Genomic DNA, 20939 nt, shown 5'->3' on the forward strand with positions numbered 1-20939 from the left:
TAATCAATAGACACTGGATTGTCAACAGGTGACTTTCACTTCGATTCAGTGATTAGGCAGTGGGTGTTTCTGTTTTTCTTTTTCTACGTTTCAGCCATATATAAACAACGAACAACAACACAACCCCGATCCCAATCGGTAAAAGATATGGATCTAACATAGCGCCAACCTCTTTCCAGTTCTCCCCGAGCACAAACCCAAGATACACATACACAAATGTAATGGGCGTAATCGCCAAAAACGTATACAAGCAAAAGACCCACACATTCATCTTGGCAATACCGCACGGGATGGAAATAAGCGTTCTGACCCCTGGAATAAACCGGCCGCTAAAGGCGACGAAACCACCATGCTTTTCAAAGAAAGCATCCGATTTATCAAGCGACTCAGGTTTGACAAAAAAGTACTTCCCATATTTATTTAAAAAGGGTCTGCCGCCATAACGTCCTAACCAGTACAAGGTCAAAGGGCCAGCCACGCCGCCAATGGAGCCGGCAGCCACAACACCGATGAAGGCCATGTCCCCTTCTGAGACCCAGTAACCCGCAAGAGGCAGAACCACTTCAGCAGGAACAAATTCAATGCATAATGCGAGGAAGATGCCAAAGTACGACAAGTTCTTAAAAGCATCAGCTAAAGAAATAATAAAATCTTCGATGTTTATCAATCCCTTTCACACATAATCGTTTGAATGATTCTATCTCTTTTAGAATCACACCATATATTAAACGAATAAAACCGAAGAAACGATTCACTTTTCGTCGTTTTTTTACATTAAATTTGATTTTACTATAAAAGACACGTGAAAAAAACGTTGATTGTGGTATTTAAGTGAAGGAAAAGTGAACACAGAAGCCATGCGATCCGATATATTAAGTATATGTCTGTTTTAAGATACTGGAGGTTTTCTCACATGACCCAATTAACAGGAAGCTACAACGGATGGCTTGTCTTTCTGTCAGTCGCTGTCGCCGCTGTGGCCTCCTACTCAGCTCTTCAGTTAGCCAGCCGAGTGATACAGTCAAGCGGTGCAAAGAAAAAGGTATGGCTGGTCATTGGTGCAATGATCATGGGGATGGGCATATGGTCGATGCATTTTATTGGCATGATGGCATTTCACATGCAAACCGGCATCACACATGAAACTCCCTTACTGATTTTATCGATTTTGGCGTCTTTTGTCGGTTCTTTGATCGCATTCTCGATATGCATTCAAGAGCAGCTTTCCATAAGACGGCTGCTCATTAGTTCAATCACCATGGGCTCAGCTATTTGCAGCATGCATTATCTTGGAATGGAATCAATGGCCAATGTCTCAATCAGCTATGATCCAGTCCTCTTTTTTCTTTCGTTTTTCATTGCTGCGCTGGCATCTTTCTTTTCACTGCATCTCTTTTTTCGGCTCCATCGATCCGAGAAAAAAAAGGAGGATCATCTGTTAAAAATAGCTGGTGCACTCGTGATGGGTGGGGCTATTTCTGGCATGCATTATACTGGTATGGCTGCTTCTACTATGTTTGTTCATTCAGATGGACAGTCCGCTGCAGGCGGCTCTCTTGAAATGTCGCCATTCAGTCTGTCGATTTTCATCGGCTTGATGACACTGATTGTCCAAACACTGATGATCTTTGGTGCCTATATAGATCACCGAATCATGAAGCAGTCAGATCAGTTAAAGGAAAATGAACAGCGGTTTCAATCGCTCATTAAACATAATATCGATGGCATTATCGTGTTATCTGTCGATCGAAAGGTGCTTTCTGCGAACGACTCAGGTAAACAAATCTTAAAAATGTGCAATTCTTGGATTGGTGATGATGTCAGTCAATACGTGATGTCGACTGAGATGTGGGAAGAATTTATTTCCCGGTCAAAAAAAGCCATCACACGTGAAGCAGAACTGAAAGCAGCAGATCGTTTTTATTATTATCATGTCACTTACATACCTGTTCATGTCAACAATACTCTTGACAGTATTTATCTTGTCTTAAAAGATTTAACGCAGCAGCGGATTGCAGAAAAAGAAATTCATGTCATGGCACATTATGATGCGTTAACTGAGCTTCCTAATCGGCGCCACGCCATCAACCATTTAAATGATGTTCTCTCCGCTCAAGAAGAGACAGGAACATCGACGGCTGTTCTGTTTCTTGACTTGAATCGTTTTAAAATTATTAATGATGCACTTGGTCATAACATAGGAGACTTACTACTTAAAGCAGCTGCAAACAGACTGACACAATGTTTACCGGACAATGGCTTTATTGCAAGACTAGGCGGGGATGAATTTTTAATGATCTTCCCTCACATGGGACATGACACACACAAAATTGAGCAGCTTTCTCAAAATATCATTCGTCAATTTGAACGTCCTTTTTTCATCCAGAATCATCAGCTCATTACATCTATCAGCATTGGGATCGCCATCTCACCTCAAAATGGCAAAGATGGGATGGAATTGATGAGGAAAGCCGATATGGCGATGTATTTATCCAAAAAACATAAGCAAAGCCGGTATGAGTTCTTTACCGAATCAATGGAAAGATCAAGTGAAGACAGGTTAAATCGAGAGCTTGAGTTGCGGGATGCCATTCAGAGAGAACAGTTTGTGCTTCATTACCAGCCGCAAGTCAGTGCGAAAACAAGAAAGATGACTGGCGTAGAAGCTCTTCTAAGAATGAAGGCACCAGATGGTTCCTTAAAATCACCTGAGGCTTTTATTGAGCTGGCAGAGGAATCAGGGCTGATCATTGATATTGGCAGATGGGTCATTGATACCGCATGCAGGCAGGCTAAAACGTGGTATGACAACGGGCTGAAAATTCCTGTGGCTGTCAATTTATCTGCGAAACAATTCAATTCTGAAGACTTAATTGATTTGATTAAGCTGACACTGAAAAAATACAACCTGACATCGTCACTGCTCGAGCTTGAAGTGACAGAAAGTATGACAATGGACAATATCAAGCAATCAAAACAGGTGCTGACGTCGCTGAAACATCTGGGCGTTCGCATTAGTATTGATGACTTTGGTACAGGTCATAGCTCCTTAAGCTATTTAAAGGATTTGCCCATTCATCGACTGAAAATCGACAAATCCTTCATTGAAGATATTTTAAATGATTCGAAGTCTGAACAGATTACAGGTGCCATTATCGCGATGGGACATCAATTATCTCTCGAAGTCATAGCAGAAGGTGTTGAAACCTTTGCGCAGGCGCAGCTTTTATCTGCGCAAGGATGTGACGACCTGCAAGGTTTTTATTATGCAAAGCCCCTTCCAGCAACCGATATCGAAAAATTCATTGCCTATCCGGCGCATCAGCTGGACACATAAAAAAGGTGCCAATCATGGCACCTTTCAGCGTGTAGACAAACCCTCGCATTCGTTGTCAGTTCTGCGCTCCGATGCTCACGAATGTCAAATTCGCTCTGCTTCGGTGCTCGTCCTTCCTAGACTTCAAAGGTTTTCAGGTCACGCTGAAAAGAAGACAAAGGGCTAAAATAAAGATCATTTTAGCCCTTTGTCAACAATCTGAGAGGTGCCAATCATGGCACCTTTTCGTTCTATCTAAATAATAAATGTTGACTGTGAATGCCTGCTTTTTTCAATAGACTAATCAATTGTTCTTGTTCTTCACGCGAGAGGCCAGAGAACGCTCGCGCAATCCGGAGAGAATGAATCGGGTAAATCTTATCAAGATAACTGCGCCCTTTATCTGTTAAATGGGCATAAACCGACCGTTTATCCTTTGGGTCCTGCTCTCTTTCAATGAAACCATTTCGTTCTAATTTGTCAATTACGTACGTCACATTCCCGCTGACAAGCAGGAGTCTTGAGCCGATTTGCTGAAGTTTTTGAGCACCTCTTGTGTACAGCAATTCAAGAACGGCAAATTCAGTTGGATTAAATCCATGCTCTTTGCTGTCTCTAATACTGTGTTCTGAAACGCTTTTAAATGCTCTTGCAAATACCTTGTAAAGTGTCATTGAACGTTCTACTTCTTCTTCATTAAACGATAGTCTCATCACATATCTACCTCTTATAATATTTTTTTAACTTCAAGGCTTTCTTGCGGTGCAGTTGGAGCCTTTCGTAAAAAATAGAAGTACGTTTTTGAAAACCCTTTCAACCACATAAGTGACTCCATTCGTGTTATATATAAGATTTCGATATAAACTTTTAAAATCCTTCTTATTTTTCACAATCATCTCGAAAAAAAGCTTTTTTAGCAAACCATCAAGATGCGACATAGTTTAACATAATCTGTAAAGGAACTGCGTTTCCTTACATTGTATTCGTCAAATTTCTACAAAATTCAATATTGCTATAATATTAAGCACGCAAAAAAAGAACCCTTTATGTGACATACGCACATTTCAAGGGATTTTCACAAATTACGCTCTGTTTTGTTGAAAAAGAAGTGATACTCTTTTTTTAAGTCACTAATTGTCATGTTCTTGGCCGCATCAGGGCTGTAAACTCCTAATGAACAGAGCTGCTTCGTATAATAATGTCTTTCCTTTGCTAAAGCTTCTGTTAAGATACGCCGCACCGATTATCCCCTCCTATCAAGTGATCTGGACCAGGTGCTTATGAAGAGCTTTTATACAAATCATTTTGTACGGCTCTTAGAAGAGCATGTGCATTCTGACCTGCCGCCTGCATGAATCGCTCCAGTAATTCATCCCTCTTCATATCTAATGCGATGATTTCTTTTGCCATACAGATGATCTGTGTTTGCTCCATCATTTGCTCCTCCTCCTAGTTCAACTCATCATCATTATATGCACGCGCAACACTCATTTCACATTTGTTGTTATCTTTCCTTCCATTGTTTTTTCATTTTTTCGTTTTTGTGTTATATTTTCTGACAAATGATAGGTTTTTTTCCTTCTCGTTCTGTATAATATGAAGAAAAGACTTGCAGGGGTGAGTATATGACGCAGGAAGATGTATCTTATAAAGATAAAAAAGTCATTTCAATCGGGATTGTCAGTGAATTAACAGGGCTATCCGTCAGGCAAATCCGATATTATGAGGAACGCAGACTCATCTACCCCCAGCGCTCAACAAGAGGCACGCGTAAATATTCTTTTTCTGATGTAGAACGTTTAATGGACATCGCCAACAAACGAGAAGACGGTGTGCAAACAGCCGAGATTTTGAAAGACATGAAGAAAAAAGAACAGGCATTAAAAAGCGGACAATATAAGAAAAAAATGCTGGAAGGCCAGATTAACGCACACTTCCGGTACAAAAATCGATAAACAAATAAAGATTCGCTTACTCTTTAAAATTAAAGACAAGTGAATGTATGATAACGTAGTAAAAAGAGACAGCGATTGCTGCCTCTTTTTCAACTAAAGCACCTGTTAAGTGCACGATCTAGTGTTCATCCATTCGTTCAGGAATCGAAACAGTTCGTTCATTGACCACATTCCCCGTGTTTAGAGTCGTTTTTGGTTCAATTAATAGCAAATGAACTTCTTCTTCAGCAATTGGCTGATGTTCAATTCCTTTAGGAATCACAAGAAACTCCCCTTCATTAAGAGCTATTTCTCTATCCCTAAAACGGATGACTAGATTCCCTTTACATACAAAGAACATTTCATCCTCGTCATCATGGTGATGCCAAATGAATTCACCCTTAATTTTTACCATTTTAATGTATGAGTCGTTCAACTCTCCACTTATTCTAGGATTCCAATAATCATTTATTTGCAAAAATTTCTCTTGGATATTAATCTTTGAAATCAATAAATTCCCTCCTCATTTAATTGGAAACGCCTGTTTTATCTTTTCCTAGCTAAAATTTCCTATCTCTCAATTCTCCTCCTCATGATAAATCTCTTATATCATTAAGTTTACTTATTCTATTGGATCACGTAAAATCAAAAAATAGTGTATAGTTCATCACAATTTGCGATGCAAAAGGAGCGTTATTTTGGATATTAAATCTTTGGAAATATTTAAAGCAGTAGCTATTGAACAAAGCATTACAAAAGCTGCTGAGAAATTAAATTATGTGCAGTCGAATGTCACTGCACGAATCCAACGTCTTGAACAAGAATTAGGTGTTCCTCTTCTCTATCGATATCACAAGAAGATATCCTTAACGCCTGCAGGACGTGAACTGTTGCCATATGTAAACAAATTACTCTACGATTTTGAAGAAGCGATAGAGGCAGTAAAGCTTTCCTCTACTCCGCGGGGAACTTTACACATCGGATCTATAGAGTCAACCGCTTCTACAAGATTGCCAATCATTTTTACAGAATATCATAAGACATTTCCACAAGTAGAATTGAGCATGTATATGGCACCTACTGTAGATCAGGTTAGTGCTATTCTTAACTACAAGGTAGACGGTGCATTGGTTGATGGGCCAATTCTTCATCCGGACATTATTGAGTACCCTGTATTGGAAGAATCACTTGTTCTGATTACAAGCTACTCCCGGGAGGAATTCCAGGTAGAATCAATTTTACATGAACCATTGCTTTCGTCATTCGCGCATTGCATCTATTTGGGGCGTTGGCAGCGATGGTTAGAGAGCAATGGCTTTGCTCCGATGAAGGTAATGGAATATGGCACTTTAGAGGGCGTGCTTAAATGCGTTGAAAACGGGCTAGGAGTCACCGTATTACCAAAATCTATGGTTGAAGCTCGGATGCAAGGCAGATTTACCTGTCATCCATTACCGGAACCACATAGAATCGTGCCCACTGTGTTTATAAGGCGCCGCGATTCGTACATGACCAGTGCCCTCTCACGATTTATGGAGTTAATGGGCATAACTCATATGTGATCAGGTCATTTGTGGTAAAAAAGAGGATAGATAGAGCGAAGTTCTTTCAGCTCTTCTATCCTTTTAAATAAAATCATTTTAGCTTATACCTTGTCTTTTAATAAAATTTTTCATTGAGAGGAAGCATCAGTTCCTTCAACGACCCCTACAAAGTCAATCCGTACACCGCCTTTTTCAGGATCTTCTATTACCCGCAGGGCAAGTGCCTTTTTCTTCCCTGTTTTTTCATCTTCGTAATTCGCATGAAAGACATGAATGCTGGCTTCTTCTAATTGAAAATCTTCATAAGAAAGCGTCTCTATGCCCCATTCCTTTTTCAGCTTTAGAATGTCATTTGGGCTTGGGACAGCGCCTTCAACATAGATGTTTTCTATTTTTCGTTTATTTCCTTCGGTAATCGCTTCAATCATATGCTCTGCTGCCACAAGTCTTCTGTCTTTCCCCTCGTCTTCCCTTGAACATGCACCTAGCAAAACAATGCACATTAAAATGAATAAAAACTTCTTCATTTTTCTCTCCCACCTTCTCCTTAAAATGTAAAGGATGGAAGCGCTATATGCAATCTTTATTCAAAAAAGACTGTAAAACGTAACGTTTTACAGTCTTCTTGCTACATCAGTGTATGAAGGAATGCTGTTGCAATTCCAAAATAGATCAGTAAGGATAGAATATCATTCAATGTTGTGATCAGCGGGCCAGATGCAATGGCTGGGTCCACGTTTAATCTGTGTAAAATAATCGGCACGACCGTACCTGCCATTGTCCCAATAATCAGTGTTGCAAGCAGTGAGGAGCCGACAACAAAACCTAAAATCATATTGCCCTGCCACACCATTGCGACGACTGTAATAATAATGGAACAGACGATCCCAATGTAAATACTTGTTCTCAGCTCTCTAAAAATAAGACGCATAATGGTTTTTTTCGTTAATTCTTCTTTTGAAAGCCCTCTAATCACGACGGCAAGAGACTGTGTGCCTGTATTCCCTGTCATCCCGGCAATCATCGGCATGAAGAACGCTAAAGCAACGACTTGCTGAAGGGTATCTTCAAAATAATTTAAAATACTGCCTGAAATCAGCCCAATGAACAAGAGCAAAATGAGCCATGGAAGACGGCGGTATGCCGCCACAAATGCCGGCGTGTCGAACGTAATATCTTTACCAGAGGCAGCAAACTTCTCATAGTCTTCGCCTGCCTCTTGAATGACAACATCAATGATATCATCGACTGTAACGATTCCGACTAGGACATTGTTCTCTTCCACAACAGGAATGGCAAGAAAATCATACCGTTCAATCAGCTTTGCGATTTCCTCCTGATCTTGAAAGGCTCCAACAGCAATGACTCTTGTAAACATGAGATCCTGCACCTTTTCATCCGGTTCACCTAAAATAAGGTCACGGTATGAGAGAACGCCTACAAGCTGTTTTTGATCATTAATCACATATAAATAGTTGATTGATTCTGCAATTTCAGCAAAGCTTTTCAGCTTCACAACGGCATCCTGCACCGTATAATGCTGAGGAATCCAAACGTACCGGTTGGTCATGATCCGTCCCGCTGTCTCAGCAGGGTAATTCATAAGAAGCTGGACGGCCTTTGATTCCTCTGCTTCCATGTTAGATAAAAGCTGATCCTTTAGCTCATCCTCCATCTCATCAAATAAGTTGGCTAGATCATCGTTATCCATTTTGTTTGTGACGAACGTAGCTTTGTCTTTCCCTACTTTTTCAAGAACGATTTCTTGGTATTCCCGCTCCAGCTCACCCATCATTTCTGTCACGTCATCGACTGGTAAAAAGCTAAGGAAGCGGCCTCGGTGTTTTTCTGGAAGCTCTTTAAATAAGTAGGCCATATCATATGGCTGAAGTTCTTCCATGATGTTTTTAAATTCTTTGCGTTTTCCATCTCTTAGTAAAATAATGATGCGTAAAATGAGTTCATCATACGTAATATTTTGTATCATCGCTGTTACCTCCCCAAAGTCAGGAGATACCCGAATCCCTTAGAATGTGCGGGGGTCAGGATCTCCTCTATCTGATGTCTCAATCTGATCTTTTGACATATTCTCTATGTGTCTCGAATCGGGATGATCCATCCCCACACCTCCTTTTCCCATAAAAAAGCACCTTCAACCGAATGAAGGCGCTTTGTAAGCATAACAAAATAAACACTTGCTCCTTCAATCGTAGAGCTTTAGCACTGTATGGCATAGGAAAAATCCAGCTGCATTAAAAATCACCTTATGTCGATGATTTCTGTTGACCCATTGGCGTCTTTGGACATTTTTGGGCAGCAGCGTATCTCCATACAGGAGCCTCACCTAACGAAGTCTCATATTGTTGACACACTGAGATTACAGAAAAAGCGCAGTGATGTCAATAAGCAAGATGCCAAGTTTCCTCATGTATTCGCTTACTTTTGAAAAAAAGAGCGATAGACAAAGTAAACCATCGCCCTTTCATGTCTTTTATTCCTCTTCTGGCTGATTCATATCCTCTTGGGAGAGGAGATGAAAGGAATCATGCAAAAACAAAGCATATCCTTCTCCATCAGGATGCGGAACATATTCCGCATGGTCCATTGTCTGCTCTTCTTCTTTTTTCTTCATATTCTCTCGCCTCCTTTCCCGTAGTTTGTCCCAATGAAAAAACCTTACACATGAAAGTGTAAGGAGTGATTAGTATAAAACAGCTGAACTCATAAAGGTGCGGCGAATGTCACATTGACAATGCGCTGACAACTGTCGCTTTAGCTAAAAATGAAATGTTGTTTACAGAAAAAAAGGATCTCTCTGATTAGGGTACAACCATTGATTGATAACACAATGTATAATACTAAGTATAAGAATTGAATATTGGGGGATAAGATGATGAACCAAACTAACCTGAACATGCACATTTCAAATGATTTATTAAAAGAAGTAAGAGAACAATTTTTATATATTGATGAGGACCCTATCCTAAAAAAGGAACGACTTTTTTTTGATAATGCAGGTGGTTCTCTTCGTTTAAAACAGGCAAATCATATATTTTCAATCATTGATGGCATCCCAGATTGTTCTGAAAGAAATCATAAAACAGCAAAACACTTGATTGATATCCAGAAAAAGGGGATTGTTGATCTTCAAACCATTTTTAACGTGAAACAAGGAAGCTTCGCTACATATCTGACAGCGTCACAAGCTATCTTTGAGACTACGGGTATCATTGCAGAACATATTAAAGGAACAAATATTGTCACAACATCCTTAGAACATCCAGCAGCTTATGACGCAGCTAGTTTTTATGCAAATAAATTAAACAAGGAGCTGAGAGTGGCCAAGTCTAATCCTTTAACAGGTGGAGTGAACGTAGAAGACATCTTGGCATTAATCGATCAAGATACTGTTCTACTAAGCGTCATCTATGCTTCGAATATCTCTGGTGCTATTTTAGACATTGAACAAATTGTACAAGAGGCAAGAAAAAAGAAGCCAAACTTATTTATCATGGTTGATGCCGTTCAACATGCACCTCATGGTTTAATTGATATTGAAAAAAACCCTGTTGATGTGATAAATTTTGCCCCATATAAATTTTTTGGTGTTAGAGGCTGCGGGGTTGCTTATTTATCGGAAAGAGCTGCTCTTCTCCCTCATCATAAGTTAAAAGGAAAGAAAGAAACTGAATGGGGTCTAGGAACTCCAGCACCTGCGCATTATGCGGCTATTAGCGCAATTGTTGATTATGTGTGCTGGCTTGGAAGTCATTTTACAACAGTGAATGCCAGACGACAGTTATTCGCAGCAGGTATGGAAGCTATCGGAAAACAAGAAAGGGCTTTATTAAAAATAATGCTAGACGGGACACCCAACGTAAAAGGGCTAAGAGAGATCGAAGGAGTGACCGTGCATCTTGATTACCGTGATTTATCAAAAAGAGATTTCATCGTGGCCATATCGTTAGAAGGAACAAACCATGAAGATGCAGTAAGAGAATATGAACAGCACGGTGTGATCGTATATGAAAGGTTGAATACAAGCATTTATTCTAAAAGGATGCTGGATTCCTTTGGAATTAAAGGGGCTATTAGAATATCACCTCTCCATTGTCATAATATTCAAGATATTGAGACATTTTTAAGAACAACTGAAATGATAAGCAATCAACATAAAAAGCATTAACATGCTTGGTGTACAGATACATGGAAGTACCCTATTCAGTTTAAAAGATGATATTCATTTGTACTTGTATACAATCATTTAAGCAAAAATAGCGGTCTGAACCAGCTATCCATGATGGATAAATGGTTCAGACCGCATACAAATTTATCTTAGGATTGCTGGCGGCTTAATCATCCCATTCTTGCTTCAGGATTTTGCCTGTTTTAGCGGAAATCTCAAAATCAACTTCCTCGCCGTTTGGTGTGGTGATTTCGACTTCATACAAGTACACACCATTTTCTTTATCTAAATCAGAATCTGTGACTGTTCCTTTTACTTTTGCAAGGGCAATTTTTTCAGCCTGCTTTTTAGTGATTTTCACATTCTGTTTCTTTTCTTTGACTGGATCATTCAGCGCTTTTCCTGTTTTGGCATCGACATATACTTTATATTCAAAGCCGCCTTTTTTAATCTCGACCTCATACACCCATTTTCCTTTTTTACGCTCAAGATCGACATCGTCCACATACCCTTTCACCACTTTTAGGGCTGCTTTTTCAGCTTGTTTCTTTGAGACAAACGATGATTTCTTTTGCACCACCTGCTCGGCGTGTGCTGTTTGATTTGTATTTTGCGCTTGAAGTGTGAAACCACCTGCGACAAGAGTTCCTGTTAATGCTGTAGCTACTAGTACTTTTTTCATCATGTTCATGTCCTCCTCTATTTGATTTCTCCTTTATCTTAAAGAAAGAAGATGATAAAGGAAGGAAAGAAACATGAGAAAATCATGAGAAAAGGATTAGTTTTCGTACGTAATACCTTCAATGTCTCCTGTATATGCGTTCACAAGCACCTCTGCCTCTCGCCCGTCAGGCAAATCCAGCTCCACCTCAAAGACAAGCATACCGCTAAATGTTTCAAGATCTGCATCATCCACTGTCCCTCCGACTTCTTTTACCGCAATTCGGATGGCTTCTTCGACCGTGATTTTTGTCATTTTCTTTTCTTTAGAGGTTGGGCTTTTCTTTTCTGCTACAAGCACCTTAAACGTTTGCTTGTCGACATCGACTTGATATAATTCTTTTTTTGATTGGATCGTAAAGATAAAACGATCTGACTTTTCTTTCTTTTGGATGACAGTACCGCTTACTTTTTTAACAGCCGCTTCCTCTGCCTGGAGCTCAGCATTTTTTTCATTTGGCTTTTGATAGCTTTTGATCTGTCTGATTTCTTTCATTTGACCGCTTGCAGAAGATGCAATGATTTGATAGATGCCATTTGCATTTTCCAGCGTCAATGTATAGTCCTGTTTATGATTGATTAAATCAATATTTGTAATGTTTCCATTGTAGTCTTTTGCGATGATTTTTTTGATTTCTGCTTCACTTAATATTTTTTGATCAATGGTTTGAATCATGAGCATTGCAAAGGCAGCAAGAACGACGAGACATCCTGCGAGCGCAAGCACCATTTTCGTTTTTCTAGACATGCAGCGCCTCCTTCCTATTTCCTATTTTATAAGGAGGAAATGAGAAATTGATGAGAAAAGACCTATTTTATTTCTGAAAAAGAATGGTCATGGTTGTCCCTTCGCCGATATGACTGTCCACCTTCAGGTCGGCCCCGTGCTCTTCCGCAATTTGCTTCGCAATTGAAAGACCAAGTCCGGTTCCGCCCGTCTCACTGTTTCTTGCTTCATCCACACGAAAAAAGCGGTCAAAGATTTTCGGCAAATCCTTTTCTTTTATGCCAATCCCATGGTCAACGACTGAAATAAACGGTTTCTCTCCCGCCCATCCGCATGTCACATCAACTGGCTCTGTACTATATTTAACTGCATTATCAATCAAGATGGTCAAAAGCTGTTTGATTTTCTCTTCATCCCCCTCAGCGACGAGCGGCTGATCTGTTTGCACAAGAGATTGAATGGTTCGATTGGTTGCGACTTCAAGTGTATGACATACCTGCTTGCATAAATGACCAAGATCAACTGGCTTCATGTCCAAGTAAAGCGGCTGACCATTTTTCGCAAGTGTTAATAATTGATCTGTCAGCCTTTTCATTTTTTTCGCTTCATCATGAATCGCTTGAGAGGATTCTTCTATCACTTCTGGACGTGTCTGTCCCCAGCGTTTTAGTAAATTGCTGTAGCTCATAATGACGGTAATCGGTGTCTTCAATTCATGAGAGGCATCATGCAAGAATTGCTGCTCTTTCTCATAATGCTTCTCGAGGATTTCTGACATTTCATTAAAGGTTTGTCCCATTTGATACAATTCATCCTTTGAATCGCCTGCTAGTTTGATTCGCTTAAACGCCTTCTCCTTCATACTTGCCTTCATGGTGCTCGTCATTCTACTAATAGGGCGTACGATTTGTTTTGTTAAAATGTGGCCAGCAAAATAGGAAAGCACTATAATTAAAACGCCAGCAGCGATTAAAATCATTCTTAATAACGCCAAATTTTCTTCCGTATTTTCGATTTCTTCATATACTTGAAGCGACACAATCTCTCCATTTGTCCAAATGACCGGAATTGCAGCGAACGCAGTCATATGCTTGTTGTATTCTTTGATTTCTGCTGTCTGCCCAGATTCATATGTAAAAGGCAGTGAACTAAACGTTGACTCCTTTGTGACAGTCAGCTTTGATTCACCCGTTTCTGTCACGACACGGATCATGCCATTTTGGGGCAAGTACGCTTTCAGCAGCTCCGAGGATGGAAGACCCTCTTCTTCTGATTTTTTTAAAGCAATGGCAATATTTTCAGCGACCTCAGACAGCCGGGACATATCTTTTTGCGTCAAGGTTATCGAAAAAATAAAATAAATGGCTGTATGAAACAGAAGCACCATTAAAAACAAGGACAACGATGTATAAAGCTGGATTTTATTTTTTAATCTCATTCTTTATCCTTTCATCACATAACCCACACCTCTCACTGTGTGAATCAGCTGTTTTTCGAATGGGTAATCGACTTTTTTCCTTAAATAACGAATATAGACATCCACTACGTTTGTGTCACCGAAGTAATCAAAGCCCCAAACGGCTGTTAAAAGCTGATCTCTTGTGAGCACTTGCTGCTGATGCTTCAGCAAGTGGACAAGCAGGTCATATTCTCTCGGTGTGAGCTCAAGCATTTGCCCGGCCCTTTGTATGTCTCTTGTTTTCTCGTTGACGGTCAAATCTGCTATGCTAAGCTCTGTTTCCTTTTCTTCTTGCGCCTTTATATTCAACCTTAGCTGCGCACGAATTCGCGCTAATAATTCTTCTATGTCAAAGGGCTTTGTAATATAATCATTCGCCCCAAGATCGAGGCCGCTTACTTTATCAGGCACACTCCCTCTTGCTGTTATCAAAATAATAGGTGTCGCTGTATTTGTCTTTCGAACCCTTCTCAGCACTTCAAGACCGCTTAATTCTGGAAGCATGACGTCAAGCAGCACCAAATCGAAGCTTTCCTCTTCAAGAGCCTGGAGTCCATCCATTCCTGTCTCTTTGACTGTCACCTCATATCCTTCATATTCAAGCTCTAGTGACAGCACCCTTGCAATTTTCTTTTCATCTTCGACTACGAGTATCTTCCCTTTGTTCATCTCTATCTCTCCTATCTGAAAGGCAAGCTTGTCTTTCCATTATTATATGTTGCCTTTCGCATTTGGAACAGTCACAATCTTCACGTCTATTTTTTATGAAAGAAACATTTATTTTTGAACAAAAACTTTTTATATCGCATTTAATGCTTGATTTCCTTGTTTTTTAGTTTGCCTCTTTTAGTCCTTTTCACCCATTTTCATCTGGACAGGTGCAAGCTCACTATGCAGCATATCCTCCTTTTTCATATGATATCAAGAGTTTTCCTCAAAAGCTGAGTTCTTTCGTCAAGAAGTGAGGAGAACTGCGCTTTTGATAATAGATTGATTATTTGAAAAATTATTACAATTGACCCTTTCCGATCAAAAGTTTCTTTTATACAATAACATTACGCAGCCTGAATCTACTTTGAAAACAAAATAAGGAGGGCTTTCTTATGAAAGGTGAAATTCGCTTAATTCCGTATGAAGTAAAAGCCAATGTGATGGAAGCGAAAGAGACGCCGGAAAGTATTCAGGAGATTAAAGCACCCGAACTTTGGTCAAGTGGCTTCAAAGGAAAAGGCATAACCATTGCTGTCCTTGATACAGGTTGCGACACGGAGCATCCCGACTTAAAAGATCAGATTATCGGAGGCAAGAACTTTACCGATGATGACAACGGAGATGCTGAAAATGTGAAAGACTACAACGGGCATGGCACCCATGTAGCAGGAACGATTGCTGCAACAGATCAAAATGGTGGAATTTTAGGGGTTGCCCCTGAAGCTAAGCTGCTGATCGTGAAAGTTCTTGGCGGTGAAAATGGCAGCGGGAAATACGAATGGATCATTAATGGCATCAACTATGCCGCTGAGCAGAAGGTGGATATTATCTCCATGTCTCTCGGTGGTCCAAGCAATGAGCCCGCCTTGCAGGAAGCCATTCAAAACGCGGTGAAAAGCGGTGTACTTGTTGTGTGCGCAGCAGGAAATGAAGGGGACGGGGACGAGCGTACGGAAGAGTTCTCCTACCCAGCAGCATACAATGAAGTCATTGCCGTCGGCTCTGTTTCCCTTGCAAGAGAATCCTCAGAATTTTCTAATGCCAATAAAGAAATCGACCTCGTCGCTCCAGGAGAAGATATTTTATCCACTCTCCCAAACCATAAATACGGCAGACTCACAGGCACCTCAATGGCAGCCCCTCACGTAAGCGGTGCACTAGCCATTATTAAAAATGCCGAGGAAGAAGCGTTCCAGCGCAAGCTGACAGAGCCTGAGGTCTATGCTCAGCTTGTCAGAAGAACCCTTCCACTGAAGCAGTCGAAAGCCCTCGTAGGAAATGGATTTTTATATTTAACTGCGCCTGATGTCCTTTTAGAAAAAACATTGGAAGCAGATCTTTTATCTCTATAGCTTGAATAGAGGTCCTGAGAATAGATTGAATTTTCTCAGGATTTTTTTAATTAAAATTATTCAAAATTTACTTTGACGAAATGAAGTGGACGTTATATAATCGAACACAATAAATTCATAGTTTGAGAGTCGGTAATTCGATCATACGTCGAATTTTAATTGGGAAGACCGGTGAAAATCCGGCGCGGTCCCGCCACTGTGAGTGAGGAGAGCTTTTCTCATGAATCCACTGTCATAAGGATGGGAAGGATGAAAAGCTTGCAGATTCACCAGCCAGGATACCAGCCGCTCTATCACATCAAACCCCCTACGGTTGATAGGAGATGTCGGAAAAAGCGTCAGTTATGCTCACGCCTTATTTCGCACACACATTTTGTCTTTTTAAACCAGACATTTGCCCTCATCAATCTTCGCCATGAGTGTAAATGTCTTTTTATATTTAGAGGAGGAATTGGAATTGACAATTGTTAAAACAAGTAATCTAGGTTTTCCGCGAATTGGTTTAAACAGAGAATGGAAAAAAGCACTTGAGTCTTATTGGAAGGGTCAAACAGACCGCGAAACCCTCTTAAGCACACTGGATGAACAATTTTTAACAGCCATTAAAAAGCAAATTGATCAACAAATTGATGTTGTTCCTTCTGGAGATTTTACCTTCTACGATCACGTGCTCGATACTGCTGTCATGTTCAATTGGATTCCAGAGCGCTTCCGCAGCTTGAAAGACCCACTAGATACATACTTTGCGATGGCAAGAGGAACAAAAGATGCTGTCTCAAGTGAAATGACAAAATGGTTTAATACAAACTATCACTACATCGTTCCAGAATACGAAAAAAGCACCGAATTCAAACTCACACATAACAAACCGCTTGAAGCTTACGAAAAGGTGAAAACGGCGTTTGGTGTTGAAACAAAACCTGTTGTACTTGGTCTTTATACATTTGTCTCACTTTCTAAAGGCTATGAACCAAATGAAGTAAAAGAGATTCAGCAGCGTCTCGTGCCGCTTTATACTCAGGTTTTAAAAGAACTTGAAGAAGCTGGCGTCAAATGGGTTCAAATTGATGAACCAGCACTTGTCACCGCTTCATATGAAGACGTGAAAGCCGTAAAAGAAATCTATCAAACGATTAAAGAAGCCGTACCTGCCTTAAACATTCTTCTTCAAACATACTTTGATTCAGTAGATGCCTATGAAGAGCTTGTCACATATCCTGTTGAAGCCATCGGTCTTGATTTTGTCCATGATCAAGGACGCAATCTTGATCAAGTGAAAAAGCATGGCTTCCCGAAAGATAAAATTTTAGCAGCAGGCGTCATTGATGGAAGAAATATTTGGAGATCAGATCTTGGAGAAAGATTGTCATTCATTTCTGAGGTCATTGCTGACGCTCAGCCGAAGGAAGTATGGCTGCAGCCATCAAGCAGTTTGCTGCATGTACCAGTTGCAAAACACCCAAGCGAACAGCTTGAAGAAAAACTATTAAACGGACTGTCTTATGCCACTGAAAAGCTGGATGAATTAACAACATTAAAAGAAGGCTTAACAAAAGGAGCCGCAGCGATTGAAGCCGCCATCAATGAAGCCAAGCAAGCACTTCTTACTTTAAAAGAATTTGCAAAAGGAACCAATGCGGATTTCACAGCAGAACGCAACAATCTTTCATCGAAAGACTTTAAGCGTCCAGCTGCCTTTGAAGAGCGCCTTCGTATCCAAAACGAATCTCTTGAACTGCCGCTCTTGCCAACAACAACTATTGGCAGCTTCCCGCAGTCTGCTGAAGTGCGCAGTGCTCGTCAAAAATGGCGTAAAAATGAATGGACAGATGCAGAATATGATGAATTTATTATGAAAGAAACAAAAAGATGGATTGATATTCAGGAGGAAATCGGTCTGGACGTTCTCGTACATGGAGAATTCGAACGTACAGACATGGTTGAATACTTCGGTGAGAAGCTAGCCGGATTTGCCTTTACGAAATTTGCTTGGGTACAATCCTACGGATCACGCTGCGTGAAGCCGCCAATCATTTATGGAGATGTCGAGTTTACAGCGCCAATGACCGTGAAAGAGACGGTTTACGCACAAAGCTTAACGGAGAAAAAGGTCAAAGGAATGCTGACAGGACCTGTCACCATTTTAAACTGGTCTTTCCCAAGAACAGATATTTCCCGGAAAGACATTGCCTTCCAAATCGCTTTCGCATTACGTAAAGAGGTAGAAGCGTTAGAAGAAGCAGGGATTCAAGTTATTCAAGTGGATGAACCTGCGCTAAGAGAAGGTCTTCCACTCAAAGAAAGTGATTGGGCAGAATATTTAAACTGGGCAGCAGAGTCGTTCCGACTATCAACATCATCTGTTCAAAATGAAACGCAAATTCATACACATATGTGCTACAGTAACTTCGAGGATATTGTCGATACGATCGAAGACCTTGATGCCGACGTAATTACGATTGAACATTCACGCAGTCATGGCGGATTCCTCGATTACTTAGAAAAGCATCCGTATTTGAAAGGACTTGGACTTGGTGTATATGACATTCATAGCCCGCGCGTTCCATCTGTCGAAGAAATGAGTCAAATCATTGATGATGCGCTGAACGTATGTCCGACAGATCGCTTCTGGGTGAATCCTGACTGTGGTCTAAAAACGAGACAAGAGCCTGAAACCATTGCTGCTTTGAAAAACATGGTGACGGCTGCTGAAGTCGCTCGTAAAAAGCTGGCGCAGCATGCATAATTGATTCCCTCTCCCCTGCCGAACATGGCGGGGGTTTTTATGCGCAGATTGTCCTGTTTGACCATCTACTAGGATGTTTCCTTTTCTAGCATGATTCGTTTATACTAGAGAAGTCAGTCGAACAAAGGGAGGAAGACAATGAATCACGAAGATTTTTTACAACGCGCAATTGATCTTGCAGTAGAAGGAGTCAATAGTGGTACTGGCGGCCCTTTTGGAGCAGTCATTGTCAAGGATGGACAGATTATTGCCGAGGGAAGCAACAATGTGACAACAACAAATGATCCAACCGCACATGCAGAAGTCACAGCCATTCGAAAGGCGTGCCAGACGCTACATACATACCAATTAGAAGATTGTATTTTATATACAAGCTGTGAGCCTTGCCCGATGTGCCTTGGCGCTATTTACTGGGCTAGACCAAAAGCGGTGTATTTTGCTGCTGGACATCAGGATGCAGCGACTTCTGGTTTTGATGACTCGTTTATTTATGAAGAAATCAACAAGGATTACGAATCAAGAAATATTCCATTTTACCAGCTGACACTTCAAAAAACCCTTGCACCGTTTGAAGCTTGGGAAACATACGAACAAAAGAAAGAATATTAAAAAAAGACACCAGCTGGTAAGCAGGTGTTTCTGATTTTCAGCGTGATAGAAAACCTTTTTTATTCAGCCACTTCAAGCTCTACTTCGATGTTCCCTCTTGTTGCTTTTGAATATGGACAGAATTCATGCGCAGCCTCGACAAGCTCTCTCGCTTTGTCATGGTCAAGGCCTTTTGCAGACACAATCAGCTTGACACCAAGCTTAAAGCCGCCATCACTTTCATCTTTTAAAAGACTGACATGTCCCTCTACTTCTGATTCAATGTCTATCCCTTGCTTCTTCGCTACTTGTTCAAGTGCCCCTCCGAAACAAGCTGCATAGCCGGCTGCAAATAATTGCTCTGGATTCGTACCAGTCTCTCCGTCTTTCTTTGCATTAGGCATGACAATGTTATGATCGAGTACACCATCTTCTGAACGAACATGTCCTGCTCTTCCATGCTGCGCCTTTACTTTTGCTGTGAATAATGGTTTCATCTTCATCTCCTCCTTTATCTATTTATTCTTTTCACGTTCTATCCATTTCTCAAACATTTATCGCACATTAAAGAATTTTTCATTTTTGGGCTGTATTTATTTTAAAAAGGAAGAAAATCTTATACAATAATAAGTATGACAAAAAATAGTTGGTGACTGACAATGACAAATGAATTCGAGCATATGAAGCTGGAAAATCAGCTTTGTTTCTTGTTATATGCAAGTTCAAGAGAGATGACGAAGCAATATAAACCGTTATTAGAAGAGTTAGACATTACGTATCCGCAATATTTGGCACTGCTTTTATTGTGGGAGCATGGGACATTAAATGTGAAAACGATGGGAGAGCTTTTATATTTAGACTCCGGTACACTCACACCTATGCTGAAACGGATGGAGCAAAACGGACTCATCATCCGCGAGCGCTCGAAAGAGGATGAACGTTCTGTGCAAATTCGTTTAACGGAATATGGCGAACAGCTAAAAGAGAAGGCTACTGCGATTCCATTTCATATGCTGTCTGGGACAGGCAGATCGGAAGAAGAGTTAAAAACACTGCGCGCCTCTTTACATGAGCTTTTGCAAAAATTAACACAACCAAAAGGCTGAGGGAACATTCCCTCAGCCTTTTATGATGTCAATTATTGTGCGACAGCTACTAGTTCTACTTCGATATTTCCTTGAGTTGCTTTTGAATATGGGCATACGCCATGTGCTTTATGAACAAGCTCATCTAATGCTGATTGCTCGATTCCAGTTCCTTTTACTTCTAGCTTAACGCCTAGTTTGAAACCGTCATCTGAACTATCTTTCACTAAGCTCACATGTGCTGTTACTTCACTTTCAAAACGGATACGCTCTTGTCTCGCGACCATTTGAAGGGCTGAATCAAAACATGCAGAGTAGCCTGCTGCGAATAATTGCTCTGGATTTGTTGCTTTTTCAAGTTTTTTCGCTCTTGGTGTTCCAGGCATTGCTACATCATGCTCAAGCACACCATCGGTTGAAACAACCTTTCCTTCTCTTCCTCCGACAGCTGATACCGTTGCAGTAAATAAAACGTCTGACATGAATATAACCCTCTTTCTCTCTAATAATATTTTCTACAATTGAATTGTACACAATTTAAATTCAAGAGTCAATGAATAAACACTCTTTT

The 20939-nt window shown here is 40.5% G+C and carries 22 protein-coding genes and 2 riboswitches; of the genes, 8 read left to right on the plus strand and 14 right to left on the minus strand.

Features of this window, described 5'->3' with window-relative positions:
• Positions 1–52: 52 nt before the first annotated feature.
• Positions 53–667 (minus strand): DedA family protein, encoded by a 615-nt coding sequence (locus tag C6Y01_RS03405; RefSeq protein ID WP_034662945.1) that lies wholly within the window; start codon positions 665–667, stop codon positions 53–55.
• Positions 668–913: 246 nt separating this feature from the next.
• Between C6Y01_RS03405 and C6Y01_RS03410 the strand changes: the two genes are divergently transcribed.
• A complete protein-coding gene (locus tag C6Y01_RS03410; RefSeq protein ID WP_106037817.1) occupies positions 914–3337 on the plus strand; it encodes a bifunctional diguanylate cyclase/phosphodiesterase in 2424 nt (807 codons plus the stop codon).
• Positions 3338–3567: 230 nt separating this feature from the next.
• On the opposite strand, the gene C6Y01_RS03420 is transcribed toward C6Y01_RS03410, so the two are convergent.
• The 3 genes from C6Y01_RS03420 to C6Y01_RS18870 form a co-directional block, all read right to left on the minus strand.
• Positions 3568–4032 carry a MarR family winged helix-turn-helix transcriptional regulator gene (locus tag C6Y01_RS03420; protein WP_088004396.1) on the minus strand — a complete coding sequence of 155 codons (465 nt, stop codon included), beginning with the start codon at positions 4030–4032 and terminating at the stop codon, positions 3568–3570.
• A 359-nt stretch (positions 4033–4391) separates the two neighbouring features.
• The gene (locus C6Y01_RS03425; protein WP_034662950.1) at positions 4392–4556 is read right to left on the minus strand and encodes a hypothetical protein; all 165 of its coding nucleotides are present in this window, start codon (positions 4554–4556) and stop codon (positions 4392–4394) included.
• A 38-nt stretch (positions 4557–4594) separates the two neighbouring features.
• A complete protein-coding gene (locus tag C6Y01_RS18870; RefSeq protein WP_162839372.1) occupies positions 4595–4750 on the minus strand; it encodes a hypothetical protein in 156 nt (51 codons plus the stop codon).
• A gap of 191 nt (positions 4751–4941) precedes the next feature.
• Here C6Y01_RS18870 and C6Y01_RS03430 point away from each other — a divergent pair, with 191 nt between their 5' ends.
• Positions 4942–5271, plus strand: coding sequence for a MerR family transcriptional regulator (locus tag C6Y01_RS03430; protein WP_012009715.1), 330 nt, complete (start codon positions 4942–4944; stop codon positions 5269–5271).
• 118 nt (positions 5272–5389) lie between these two features.
• Here C6Y01_RS03430 and C6Y01_RS03435 read toward each other — a convergent pair whose 3' ends face one another.
• A complete protein-coding gene (locus tag C6Y01_RS03435) occupies positions 5390–5761 on the minus strand; it encodes a cupin domain-containing protein (protein WP_080869519.1) in 372 nt (123 codons plus the stop codon).
• Between the two features lie 187 nt (positions 5762–5948).
• On the opposite strand from C6Y01_RS03435, the gene C6Y01_RS03440 reads away from it, so the two are divergent.
• Positions 5949–6812: a LysR family transcriptional regulator gene (locus C6Y01_RS03440; protein ID WP_034662953.1), complete on the plus strand. Its 864-nt coding sequence runs from the start codon at positions 5949–5951 to the stop codon at positions 6810–6812.
• Positions 6813–6922: 110 nt separating this feature from the next.
• Here the strand turns inward: C6Y01_RS03440 and C6Y01_RS03445 are convergent, their stop codons facing one another.
• From C6Y01_RS03445 to C6Y01_RS18875, 3 genes are all read right to left on the minus strand, one after another.
• On the minus strand, positions 6923–7321 hold the full coding sequence (locus C6Y01_RS03445) for a hypothetical protein (protein ID WP_034662956.1): 399 nt from the start codon (positions 7319–7321) through the stop codon (positions 6923–6925).
• Positions 7322–7422: 101 nt separating this feature from the next.
• Positions 7423–8781, minus strand: coding sequence for a magnesium transporter (mgtE, locus tag C6Y01_RS03450; protein ID WP_034662959.1), 1359 nt, complete (start codon positions 8779–8781; stop codon positions 7423–7425).
• A gap of 208 nt (positions 8782–8989) precedes the next feature.
• Positions 8990–9153: riboswitch (M-box (ykoK) riboswitch) on the minus strand.
• 132 nt (positions 9154–9285) lie between these two features.
• Complete coding sequence (locus C6Y01_RS18875) at positions 9286–9426, minus strand: hypothetical protein (RefSeq protein WP_003212346.1); 141 nt, start codon at positions 9424–9426, stop codon at positions 9286–9288.
• A 261-nt stretch (positions 9427–9687) separates the two neighbouring features.
• Between C6Y01_RS18875 and C6Y01_RS03460 the strand changes: the two genes are divergently transcribed.
• Positions 9688–10980: an aminotransferase class V-fold PLP-dependent enzyme gene (locus tag C6Y01_RS03460; RefSeq protein ID WP_223249858.1), complete on the plus strand. Its 1293-nt coding sequence runs from the start codon at positions 9688–9690 to the stop codon at positions 10978–10980.
• Between the two features lie 166 nt (positions 10981–11146).
• Here C6Y01_RS03460 and C6Y01_RS03465 read toward each other — a convergent pair whose 3' ends face one another.
• From C6Y01_RS03465 to C6Y01_RS03480, 4 genes are all read right to left on the minus strand, one after another.
• Positions 11147–11665, minus strand: coding sequence for a PepSY domain-containing protein (locus tag C6Y01_RS03465; RefSeq protein ID WP_034662966.1), 519 nt, complete (start codon positions 11663–11665; stop codon positions 11147–11149).
• Positions 11666–11758: 93 nt separating this feature from the next.
• Positions 11759–12448: a PepSY domain-containing protein gene (locus tag C6Y01_RS03470; RefSeq protein ID WP_034662968.1), complete on the minus strand. Its 690-nt coding sequence runs from the start codon at positions 12446–12448 to the stop codon at positions 11759–11761.
• A 67-nt stretch (positions 12449–12515) separates the two neighbouring features.
• Positions 12516–13865 carry a HAMP domain-containing sensor histidine kinase gene (locus C6Y01_RS03475; RefSeq protein WP_034662971.1) on the minus strand — a complete coding sequence of 450 codons (1350 nt, stop codon included), beginning with the start codon at positions 13863–13865 and terminating at the stop codon, positions 12516–12518.
• A gap of 3 nt (positions 13866–13868) precedes the next feature.
• Positions 13869–14555, minus strand: coding sequence for a response regulator transcription factor (locus C6Y01_RS03480; protein WP_034662974.1), 687 nt, complete (start codon positions 14553–14555; stop codon positions 13869–13871).
• A 434-nt stretch (positions 14556–14989) separates the two neighbouring features.
• On the opposite strand from C6Y01_RS03480, the gene C6Y01_RS03485 reads away from it, so the two are divergent.
• The 3 genes from C6Y01_RS03485 to guaD all read left to right on the plus strand — a co-directional run bounded on the left by C6Y01_RS03485 (position 14990) and on the right by guaD (position 19304).
• The gene (locus C6Y01_RS03485) at positions 14990–15949 is read left to right on the plus strand and encodes a S8 family peptidase (protein WP_003210884.1); all 960 of its coding nucleotides are present in this window, start codon (positions 14990–14992) and stop codon (positions 15947–15949) included.
• 112 nt (positions 15950–16061) lie between these two features.
• Positions 16062–16253, plus strand: a riboswitch (cobalamin riboswitch).
• A gap of 153 nt (positions 16254–16406) precedes the next feature.
• The gene (gene metE / locus C6Y01_RS03490; RefSeq protein ID WP_106037819.1) at positions 16407–18695 is read left to right on the plus strand and encodes a 5-methyltetrahydropteroyltriglutamate--homocysteine S-methyltransferase; all 2289 of its coding nucleotides are present in this window, start codon (positions 16407–16409) and stop codon (positions 18693–18695) included.
• 138 nt (positions 18696–18833) lie between these two features.
• Complete coding sequence (gene guaD / locus C6Y01_RS03495; protein WP_034662982.1) at positions 18834–19304, plus strand: guanine deaminase; 471 nt, start codon at positions 18834–18836, stop codon at positions 19302–19304.
• Between the two features lie 59 nt (positions 19305–19363).
• Here guaD and ohrB read toward each other — a convergent pair whose 3' ends face one another.
• Positions 19364–19780: an organic hydroperoxide resistance protein OhrB gene (gene ohrB / locus C6Y01_RS03500; protein ID WP_034662985.1), complete on the minus strand. Its 417-nt coding sequence runs from the start codon at positions 19778–19780 to the stop codon at positions 19364–19366.
• A 162-nt stretch (positions 19781–19942) separates the two neighbouring features.
• On the opposite strand from ohrB, the gene C6Y01_RS03505 reads away from it, so the two are divergent.
• A complete protein-coding gene (locus tag C6Y01_RS03505; RefSeq protein ID WP_034662988.1) occupies positions 19943–20389 on the plus strand; it encodes a MarR family winged helix-turn-helix transcriptional regulator in 447 nt (148 codons plus the stop codon).
• 32 nt (positions 20390–20421) lie between these two features.
• On the opposite strand, the gene C6Y01_RS03510 is transcribed toward C6Y01_RS03505, so the two are convergent.
• Entirely contained in the window at positions 20422–20850 is a 429-nt protein-coding gene (locus tag C6Y01_RS03510) for an organic hydroperoxide resistance protein (protein ID WP_034662992.1), read from the minus strand.
• Between the last annotated feature and the right edge of the window lie 89 nt (positions 20851–20939).

This window comes from Bacillus sp. NMCC46, assembly GCF_002998465.1.
In the GTDB taxonomy this organism is placed as follows: Bacteria; Bacillota; Bacilli; order Bacillales; family Bacillaceae; genus Bacillus.

Bases quoted from the DNA above. Each gene is read 5' to 3' on its own strand.
- C6Y01_RS03410 (WP_106037817.1), top strand. From the start codon at position 914: ATGACCCAATTAACAGGAAGCTACAACGGATGGCTTGTCTTTCTGTCA.
- C6Y01_RS18870 (WP_162839372.1), bottom strand. From the start codon at position 4,750: ATGGAGCAAACACAGATCATCTGTATGGCAAAAGAAATCATCGCATTA.
- C6Y01_RS03430 (WP_012009715.1), top strand. From the start codon at position 4,942: ATGACGCAGGAAGATGTATCTTATAAAGATAAAAAAGTCATTTCAATC.
- C6Y01_RS03445 (WP_034662956.1), bottom strand. From the start codon at position 7,321: ATGAAGAAGTTTTTATTCATTTTAATGTGCATTGTTTTGCTAGGTGCA.
- mgtE (WP_034662959.1), bottom strand. From the start codon at position 8,781: ATGATACAAAATATTACGTATGATGAACTCATTTTACGCATCATTATT.
- C6Y01_RS18875 (WP_003212346.1), bottom strand. From the start codon at position 9,426: ATGAAGAAAAAAGAAGAAGAGCAGACAATGGACCATGCGGAATATGTT.
- C6Y01_RS03460 (WP_223249858.1), top strand. From the start codon at position 9,688: ATGAACCAAACTAACCTGAACATGCACATTTCAAATGATTTATTAAAA.
- C6Y01_RS03465 (WP_034662966.1), bottom strand. From the start codon at position 11,665: ATGATGAAAAAAGTACTAGTAGCTACAGCATTAACAGGAACTCTTGTC.
- C6Y01_RS03470 (WP_034662968.1), bottom strand. From the start codon at position 12,448: ATGTCTAGAAAAACGAAAATGGTGCTTGCGCTCGCAGGATGTCTCGTC.
- C6Y01_RS03475 (WP_034662971.1), bottom strand. From the start codon at position 13,865: ATGAGATTAAAAAATAAAATCCAGCTTTATACATCGTTGTCCTTGTTT.
- C6Y01_RS03480 (WP_034662974.1), bottom strand. From the start codon at position 14,555: ATGAACAAAGGGAAGATACTCGTAGTCGAAGATGAAAAGAAAATTGCA.
- C6Y01_RS03485 (WP_003210884.1), top strand. From the start codon at position 14,990: ATGAAAGGTGAAATTCGCTTAATTCCGTATGAAGTAAAAGCCAATGTG.
- guaD (WP_034662982.1), top strand. From the start codon at position 18,834: ATGAATCACGAAGATTTTTTACAACGCGCAATTGATCTTGCAGTAGAA.
- ohrB (WP_034662985.1), bottom strand. From the start codon at position 19,780: ATGAAACCATTATTCACAGCAAAAGTAAAGGCGCAGCATGGAAGAGCA.
- C6Y01_RS03505 (WP_034662988.1), top strand. From the start codon at position 19,943: ATGACAAATGAATTCGAGCATATGAAGCTGGAAAATCAGCTTTGTTTC.
- C6Y01_RS03510 (WP_034662992.1), bottom strand. From the start codon at position 20,850: ATGTCAGACGTTTTATTTACTGCAACGGTATCAGCTGTCGGAGGAAGA.